The 7,711-nt window shown below is 42.2% G+C and carries 8 protein-coding genes; 4 read left to right on the top strand and 4 right to left on the bottom strand.

Going from position 1 to position 7,711, the window contains the following annotated elements; translation table 11 throughout:
• Nucleotides 1-45 precede the first annotated feature (45 nt).
• The 3 genes from BMZ95_RS07870 to BMZ95_RS07860 are packed head-to-tail and all read right to left on the bottom strand — an operon-like array spanning nucleotide 46 to nucleotide 1,993.
• On the bottom strand, nucleotides 46-246 hold the full coding sequence (locus BMZ95_RS07870; protein ID WP_014073217.1) for a hypothetical protein: 201 nt from the start codon (nucleotides 244-246) through the stop codon (nucleotides 46-48).
• Nucleotides 247-298: 52 nt separating this feature from the next.
• On the bottom strand, nucleotides 299-946 hold the full coding sequence (locus BMZ95_RS07865) for a copper homeostasis protein CutC (RefSeq protein ID WP_046922410.1): 648 nt from the start codon (nucleotides 944-946) through the stop codon (nucleotides 299-301).
• Nucleotides 947-958: 12 nt separating this feature from the next.
• Nucleotides 959-1,993, bottom strand: coding sequence for a lactonase family protein (locus BMZ95_RS07860; protein ID WP_014073277.1), 1,035 nt, complete (start codon nucleotides 1,991-1,993; stop codon nucleotides 959-961).
• A 162-nt stretch (nucleotides 1,994-2,155) separates the two neighbouring features.
• Between BMZ95_RS07860 and BMZ95_RS07855 the strand changes: the two genes are divergently transcribed.
• Complete coding sequence (locus BMZ95_RS07855; protein ID WP_014073278.1) at nucleotides 2,156-2,512, top strand: PTS glucitol/sorbitol transporter subunit IIA; 357 nt, start codon at nucleotides 2,156-2,158, stop codon at nucleotides 2,510-2,512.
• 110 nt (nucleotides 2,513-2,622) lie between these two features.
• Here BMZ95_RS07855 and BMZ95_RS07850 read toward each other — a convergent pair whose 3' ends face one another.
• On the bottom strand, nucleotides 2,623-3,600 hold the full coding sequence (locus BMZ95_RS07850; RefSeq protein ID WP_046922400.1) for a GMP reductase: 978 nt from the start codon (nucleotides 3,598-3,600) through the stop codon (nucleotides 2,623-2,625).
• A 273-nt stretch (nucleotides 3,601-3,873) separates the two neighbouring features.
• On the opposite strand from BMZ95_RS07850, the gene BMZ95_RS07845 reads away from it, so the two are divergent.
• The 3 genes from BMZ95_RS07845 (at nucleotide 3,874) to BMZ95_RS07830 (ending at nucleotide 7,638) form a co-directional block, all read left to right on the top strand.
• Entirely contained in the window at nucleotides 3,874-4,383 is a 510-nt protein-coding gene (locus BMZ95_RS07845; RefSeq protein ID WP_014073280.1) for an aminoacyl-tRNA deacylase, read from the top strand.
• Between the two features lie 377 nt (nucleotides 4,384-4,760).
• Entirely contained in the window at nucleotides 4,761-5,273 is a 513-nt protein-coding gene (trmL, locus tag BMZ95_RS07835) for a tRNA (uridine(34)/cytosine(34)/5-carboxymethylaminomethyluridine(34)-2'-O)-methyltransferase TrmL (protein ID WP_003693586.1), read from the top strand.
• 103 nt (nucleotides 5,274-5,376) lie between these two features.
• Nucleotides 5,377-7,638: a DNA translocase FtsK gene (locus tag BMZ95_RS07830; RefSeq protein ID WP_046922401.1), complete on the top strand. Its 2,262-nt coding sequence runs from the start codon at nucleotides 5,377-5,379 to the stop codon at nucleotides 7,636-7,638.
• Nucleotides 7,639-7,711: the final 73 nt, after the last annotated feature.

Below are 7,711 nucleotides of genomic sequence, written 5' to 3'. Positions count from 1 at the left end.
CCTTTGCGAAGATCGGTCTTACCGCAAATGAGATAGATTTTCATATTATTTATATTTGGAAACATTTTGATCACGATACCAAAGATAGTTGTTCAAATTTTTGAGAATCTCTCTCGAAGCTCCGTTGTAGATTCGGATTTCAACATCTTCCGTAATAATTTTCGCAGCCATTTCCCTGACCGGTCGATATGTTTCTTTAGGGCTTAGGTCAACAAGGTTGACTTCCACGACGTCATCCAATTTCATATTTAAACCTCCGATATACTTGATGTTTAAAGCATACCAAGACATCGGAGGTTTATGAAGAACGCTTATTTAACGACCGCTTACCGTGGACGGACTTTACGCCCAGTTCTTCAGCAATTTGCTCGCAATTTTCAAACGTGATGCCGCCTCCCGGCAAAATTTCAATGCGATAATCCGCATATGAAATCAGTTCTTTTAAGTGAGGGACGGTTTCTTCGATAGGAACTTCAAGCGGCCCGCCGTGAGTCAAAATTCGGTCGAAACCGGAAGAAACAGCCCAGTCAATGGCCTTTTTTTGTTCTTCAAAATCCAGCGAATCAAATGCCATGTGAAGTTCAAGCTGCATCCCGAATGCAGCCTGGGCAAGGTTTTCCATGGCCTCGAAATCAAGTCCGCCGTTTGAATCTAGCGCACCGATGGCTATCGTATCTGCGCCCAATGATTGTGCGGTAAAGATGTCTGACTCCATTATTTTGATTTCAGCATCATTGTAAACGAAATCACCGCCTCGCGGTCGAATCAACACCGTTACCGGAACTTTTTTTTCGTGCGCATACTTCAGTGATTCTGCCATAACGCCCTTTGAAACGGTCGTTCCGCCGCAGGAAAGATTGTCGCAGAGTTCGATGCGATTTGCGCCGCAGGAAATTGCACGAGAAAGCAAAGTATAATTTTCAAGACAAGCTTCTCTAATCAGCATAGCAGACTCCAATCAATCGTTGATATCGGCAAAACAAACGCAAACGCCTTCAGGAACAACGATGTCTTTTTGAATGCGCGTCAGCTTGCCGGTTTCTTCATTGCGTTCGTAAAGCGTTCCGTTGTCCGTATTCTGATTGACGCACACAACGAAACGTCCCGTTGGATCGATGTCAAAATCGCGAGGAAAATCTCCTTCGGTTGAAACGAATTCGACAAAATCAACCATGTGATCGTCATGAATTTCAAATTGGGCCAATGAGTTGTGGCCGCGATTTGAAACGTAGACGAATCTGTCATCATCAGAAATTCTGATGGCAGCGGCACCGTTATGTTCGGTCCAAGTTGAAGGAATCGTTTTGACTGTTTGTTCGAGCGAGAAACACCCTGTTTTTGCGTCATACTTTAGAACAGAAAGATTGCTTGAAAGTTCGCCTGCAAGATATGCATAATTGCTGTTGTGTGCAAAAACAATGTGGCGCGGCCCAAAACCTGGTTCTGTTTTAAAAACGGAAACAAGCGAAAGTTTGCCTTCATCTGAGACGTCATACGTCGAAACGGTATCGTTGCCGAGGTCAACAGCAATCAGCCGTCCGTCCGGAGCAAGGTCCGTGTAGTGAACATGTGCTGAATCTTGTTCAGGGCGCGGACCGTTGCCTTCATCTTTGACAGTATCCCTTAAACTGAGCGTTTGATCAGCGTTAATTTTGTAAACATCGATTTGTCCCTTATGATAGTTGGCCGTGAAAATCAGCTGCCGCTTTTCGTCAAAACCGACGTAGCAAGGGTTGGCACCAGGCGTTAAAGCTTCGTCATAAAACGTAAATGCCGAATTTTTTGCGTCAAATGCAGCGATTCCGCCAAGATCGTCTTTTTTGGCTACTGAGACGAGCGTCTTTTTATTTGTGACTTTCATATAAGTCGGACTTTGCAATCCGACGACGGGTTTAGGTTCAGAAATCGTTTTTTTCTCGGTATCCAAGGTTGCATAATAGATACCTTTGCTTGTTTTTTTAGTATATGTTCCGAACAGAATTTCTTCTTTCACGCATAAACATCCTCTCTGTAGTTATCTCTATCGATATCGATTATAACATATCCTTTCCAAGAAAACGTTGTCAAAGAATATTAATCTACAAAGAAAGAACAAAATAGGTTATAATGAATTTATTAAGCATTGAACAAGCGGATTAAGAGAGGAATTTTTGATATGATTAAGAGCAAGATTACTGCAATCGGTCCCCAGGCAATTGACGAAAAGCAACCATTGCTTATTTTATTTGGTGAAACGGCATCGGAACGTTTGCGCGAAGTATCATTGATTCATGATTTTGAAAATGATCCGATTGGCGGATATGACATCAAGAAGGGTTCAAAGGTCAGAATCGGTTCTTCCGAATATGAAGTCGAATTCGTCGGACAATTGGTTGAATCGAACCTGACTTCCATTGGACATACTGTTTTGGCCTTTAAAGAAGTTCCGGAAACGCCCCAGGAGAATGCAATTTATTTGAAACCGCACGCCATGCCAAAAATTGAAATCGGAACCGAAATCGTTTTTGACTAGTTGGTTGTTATAGGCATTGACTCAGTTTTTTGACGATTTGAATTTAAAAAACGGTCAAGAATCAATCAGGTTCTTGACCGTTTTTTCGTGATTTTTAAAGACGATGTTTTTTAAAAGGTATCTCCGTTGAAGATGGAGTTCTTAACGATTACATAATCAACTTTGCGAAGTGCCATCAGTTCTTTTCCGCCTGCATATGAGATGGAGGATTGAAGGTCTTCCTGCATTTCGCGCAAGGTATCGGAAATATGTCCGCGGTAAGGTACGAGCAATTTTTTGCCTTCGACGTTTTTATATTGTCCTTTTTGATATTGGGAAGCAGATCCGTAGTAGACTTTGTATTTTTGCCCGTCTTTTTCAATGACTTCACCGGGCGTTTCCTCATGTCCGGCAAACATTGAACCAATCATGACCATTGAGGCTCCGAATCTGACTGATTTGGCAATATCGCCGTTATTGCGAATTCCTCCGTCCGCGATGATGGGCTTGCTGGCAGCCTTTGCGCATAATCTGACTGCTGCTAATTGCCAACCGCCTGTTCCAAAACCTGTTTTAAGCTTAGTGATGCATGCTTTTCCCGGTCCGATTCCGACCTTTGTCGCATCAGCCCCTGCATTTTCAAGTTCACGAACGCCTTCCGGAGTACCGACGTTTCCGGCGATGACAAAGACTCCCGGCATTGCTTGCTTGATATGTTTGATCATTTCGATGACCGTGTCTGAATGTCCGTGAGCAATATCGATTGTGATATATTCCGGGACAAGATTTTGAGCGGCCAATTCATCAATCAGCGCATGCTCCTTTGGTTTGACGCCAACGGAAATTGATGCGAATAATCCTTGATCATGCATTTTTTTAACGAATGGCAAGCGTTCATCTTCATCGAAACGGTGCATGATGTAGAAGTAGCCGTTTTGTGCCAGCCAAACGGCAAGTTTTTCATCAATGACTGTTTGCATGTTTGCAGGAACAACCGGAATGTTGAATGTCATTGGGCCGAATTTGATGCGCGTATCAATTTCGGAACGACTCTTCACAATACACTTGTTAGGAACAAGCTGAATATCTTCATAATCAAAAACTGGCATGATATACCTCGCATTTCTAAAATATGTTGCGGACTTTCGACAAGGCGAATGCGTCCGCAAACACAAGTAATATACTTTAAATGAGACCAAAAGTCAACGCAAATAAAGTCGCTTTGAGAAAATTCACAAAAAATTAAAATACTATTTTATTATTGAGGATGAGGATCATGTTTTGTTCAGGCGTTTCATGAAATCAGTATTGATAATTTGGACTTATCTGATGCGAGATGTTAAGATTGGTAACATAATTGAATGGAAGGAAGCTGAAAAAAGATGGCTAAAAAAAAGAGCACTAAAGAAAAGAAGACAAACGATGAACGAATCCTGGATCAGCACCACATTGAGTATGAAGAAGTTTCTTTTGATTGGATCAATAATGGTGCTGATGCCTTAGCCGAGGCAAAGGAACAGGGAGTTCCGGCAGAAAGCATCTTGAAAACGATCGTGATGCAGGCAAATAATGATGCAAAAGATTACATCGTGGTATGCTTGTCTCTTATTCATGAAATCGATTTGAAGCTTGTTGCGCATGAACTTGGCAAAAAGCAGGTTCATCTTGCAGATAACAAAAATTTAATCAATATTACCGGATATGTTCATGGGGCAAATACTCCAATCGGCATCAATATCAGAAAAGGATTCCCCGTTTATTTTGACGAACGCATCAAGAATTTTGATGATATTTCCGTTTCTGCCGGAAAAGTCGGACGTTCCGTCAGATTGAAAAGGGATGATCTGGTAAGTCTTGTTTCTGGAAAATATATTAAAGTCAGTGAAAATTAATGAAATCAAAGTTAAACTTAATTTTCCGGCTTATATGTCATTTTCTTCGGCCTTTTTCCGATTATAAGTTTTTGCTTAACTAAAAACTTTGAGAAAGTCCTGAATGAAGGACTTTTTTAACGATGAAAGTCCCGTTTCAAGGCATTGCCGTCAGGAACGGAACCAAATTTGAAAAATTAAGATTTTTTAAAAAAGTTATCGAAAACCTATTGAAAATTAAAATATACAGTGTTAGTATAGTGACAAGAGATCGGTTGTTGGCAATTGACGGAACTGTCGTTAGTTGCTGTATGATTGTACTTCATTAACGTAACTGTTCGCCGTGCCCACACCGAACGGTTACGCTTTTTTTATGTCAAAAAGAGAGGAATCCTTAAATGACGAATCACATTGTATTGTTTGAACCTTTGATGCCGGCAAACACGGGAAATATCGCCAGAACGTGTGCCGGAACGAATACTGAACTTCATCTGATCAAGCCCCTTGGCTTTTCGACCGATGATAAATATATGAAAAGAGCGGGACTTGATTATTGGGATAAAGTAAAGATTACCTATCATGAGAATCTGCCTGAATTTTTGGAATCGATGGATGAAAACGACGAACTGTACGTCGTGTCGAAATTTGCAGAGAGAACCTATGCTGATGTCGATTATACCGACGAATCCAAAAACCATTATTTTTTGTTCGGCAAGGAGACGACGGGACTTCCGGAAATTTTTATGCGCAAGTATGAAAAGAAGTGCATCAGAATTCCTCAAAACGACCGGAATATTCGTGCTCTGAATTTGTCAAATACGGCTGCGATCGTGATTTACGAAGCGCTCAGACAACAATCTTTTCCAGATTTGGAGCGCGTTCACCGTTATGAAAACGATAAATTGAAATAGTTGTTAAAACCGCCAAAAACGGCGGTTTTTTGTTGCGAACATTTGTTTATTTCGGCAGGGGTATGCTATAATTGAAACCAAGACTATCAGGGAGGATTTTTTAATGGCTCAGAAGAGAAAAAAAACGCGCAGAAAAAATAACGGGATCGTTTTATCTGAGCATGTTATTGGGGCAATTTATATCCTGTTTGCGGTTTTGGGCTTTTTAGGCATGGGATATCTCGGGGTTTTGTTGTCAAATGTTTTGCGCTTGTTCGTAGGCGATACATATAAAGTCGCTTTTATCTTGATGATTATTTTGGGCTGTTGTTTGCTTTTAACCGGAAAAACTCCGAAACTGAACAAAAAACGAATTTGCGGGCTGTTCATTTGCTGGTCAGGCATCTTAGTCATGTTTTCAGCGCTGATGTTTGCGAGACTTGACCTTCATGCGCGTTTCGTTTCAATCACATGGCAATATTTATCAGCTGATCTGATGTATTCAACGCTTGGGACGACGGTCGGCGGGGGGCTTGTAGGTTCCTTTCTTTATACGCTGACGTATTTTTTGACGGCACAGTTAGGTTCATATCTTGCGGCAGATGTTCTGTGTTTTTTTGGTTTGTGCATGATGCTGAATTTATCAGCACAGGATTTGATCGATGCTTTCGGTCAAATGTGCTATGTTGTCATTTGTTGGCTGAAAAATGCAGCAGCTTGGCTTTTGAGAAAAATCAAAGAGATTCTTTCGCAGATTTTTGCAGAAAAGGGCAAGCTTCATAAAAAATCTTCAGACGTTTTGAAAAAGTACGTTCAAACCGAAGAAAGCCGATCGGAAGAAATTTTCGATCAGGACAAATCGGACGATGTGACTGAAATCATCGAAAAAGAAAAGGATGAATCCTTGAGTGATTCGCAAAATGAAGAAGACCTTGGATTTTCTGAAGAAACTTTTGAAGATTCCGATTATAAATTGCCTTCGATCGATTTATTGACTGACGGAAAGGATACAGATCAAAGTTCGGAACAATGCACAATCAGAAAAAACAAGGATGTTTTGATTCGGACGCTTGAAAGCTTTGGTGTCAAGGCTGAACTTAAAAACGTCATGCTCGGTCCTGCCGTTACAAGATATGAGCTTCATCCGGCAATCGGGGTCAAGGTTTCAAAGATTGTCAATTTGGCCGATGACCTGGCGCTTGCCTTGGCGGCCAAGGATATTCGAATCGAAGCCCCGATACCGGGAAAGCCGCTGATTGGAATCGAAGTTCCCAACCAAAACGTTGCGACGGTTGCATATAAAACGATCATCACCGAATTCAAGCGGCGCAAGGGTAAGCGGAAACCGCTTGAAGTTCCGCTTGGGCACAATGTTTCGGGCAATTTAGAAACGGCTGATTTGGCCAAAATGCCTCATTTGCTGATTGCCGGCTCAACCGGCAGCGGCAAATCGGTTGCAATCAACGTAATTATTACGAGTCTTTTAATGAATTGTCGCCCGGAAACGGTCAAGCTGATGATGGTTGATCCAAAAAAAGTCGAACTTGGAATCTATAAAGACATTCCTCATTTGCTCGTTCCCGTGATTACCGAGCCTCGCAAGGCCGCACGTTCGCTTGAAAAGGTCGTCGCTCGAATGGAGGAACGATATGAACGATTTGCGGAAAAGGACGTTCGAAACATTTCAGGATACAATCAAATGATTGAACAGGAAAATGCAAAAGACGGCGGCAAACGTCCGCTCATGTCTTATATTGTCGTTGTGGTTGATGAGCTTGCTGATTTGATGATGACGACCGGTGGCTCCGTTCAGGATCAGATCGTCAGAATCGCACAAATGGGACGCGCTGCCGGAATTCATATGATTTTGGCGACGCAGCGCCCGTCAGTTGACGTTATCACGGGGTTGATCAAGGCAAACGTTCCGTCACGAATGGCATTTGCGGTCTCAAGCGGAACTGATTCGAGAACAATCCTTGACAGTAATGGGGCGGAAAAACTGCTTGGTCGCGGTGATATGCTGTTCATGCCCGTCGGTCAAAATAAACCGACGAGAATTCAGGGGGCGTTTATTTCTGATGAAGACGTGGCGAATGTCGTTGAATTTGTTTCTAATCAGCGCAGCACCGCATTTGACAAAACGATGGAAGTTTCGGACGAAGAAATCGAGCAGGAAAAACGAGAAAATGATGTTGATGAATTGTTTGATGACGTCGTTAAGTTCATTGCGGTTGAAGGGAAATGCAGCATCTCATTGCTTCAGCGTCATTTCAGCATTGGATACAACCGTTCGGCACGAATCGTCGATGAACTCGAGGCGCGGGGGATGGTCGGAAAACAAGAAGGTGCCAAACCGCGGGAGGTTTACGTCAAGCCTGAAGAATAAGCGTCGAAAAATTCTCTTTCAGAACCCGAAAGAGAATTTTTTTGTTTGCTTTCTAAAAAGGGGGAAGCCTTGT

This window comes from Ligilactobacillus ruminis DSM 20403 = NBRC 102161, assembly GCF_900113455.1.
Classification (GTDB): domain Bacteria; phylum Bacillota; class Bacilli; order Lactobacillales; family Lactobacillaceae; genus Ligilactobacillus; species Ligilactobacillus ruminis.
This window is presented reverse-complemented; position numbering and strand designations above follow the sequence as displayed.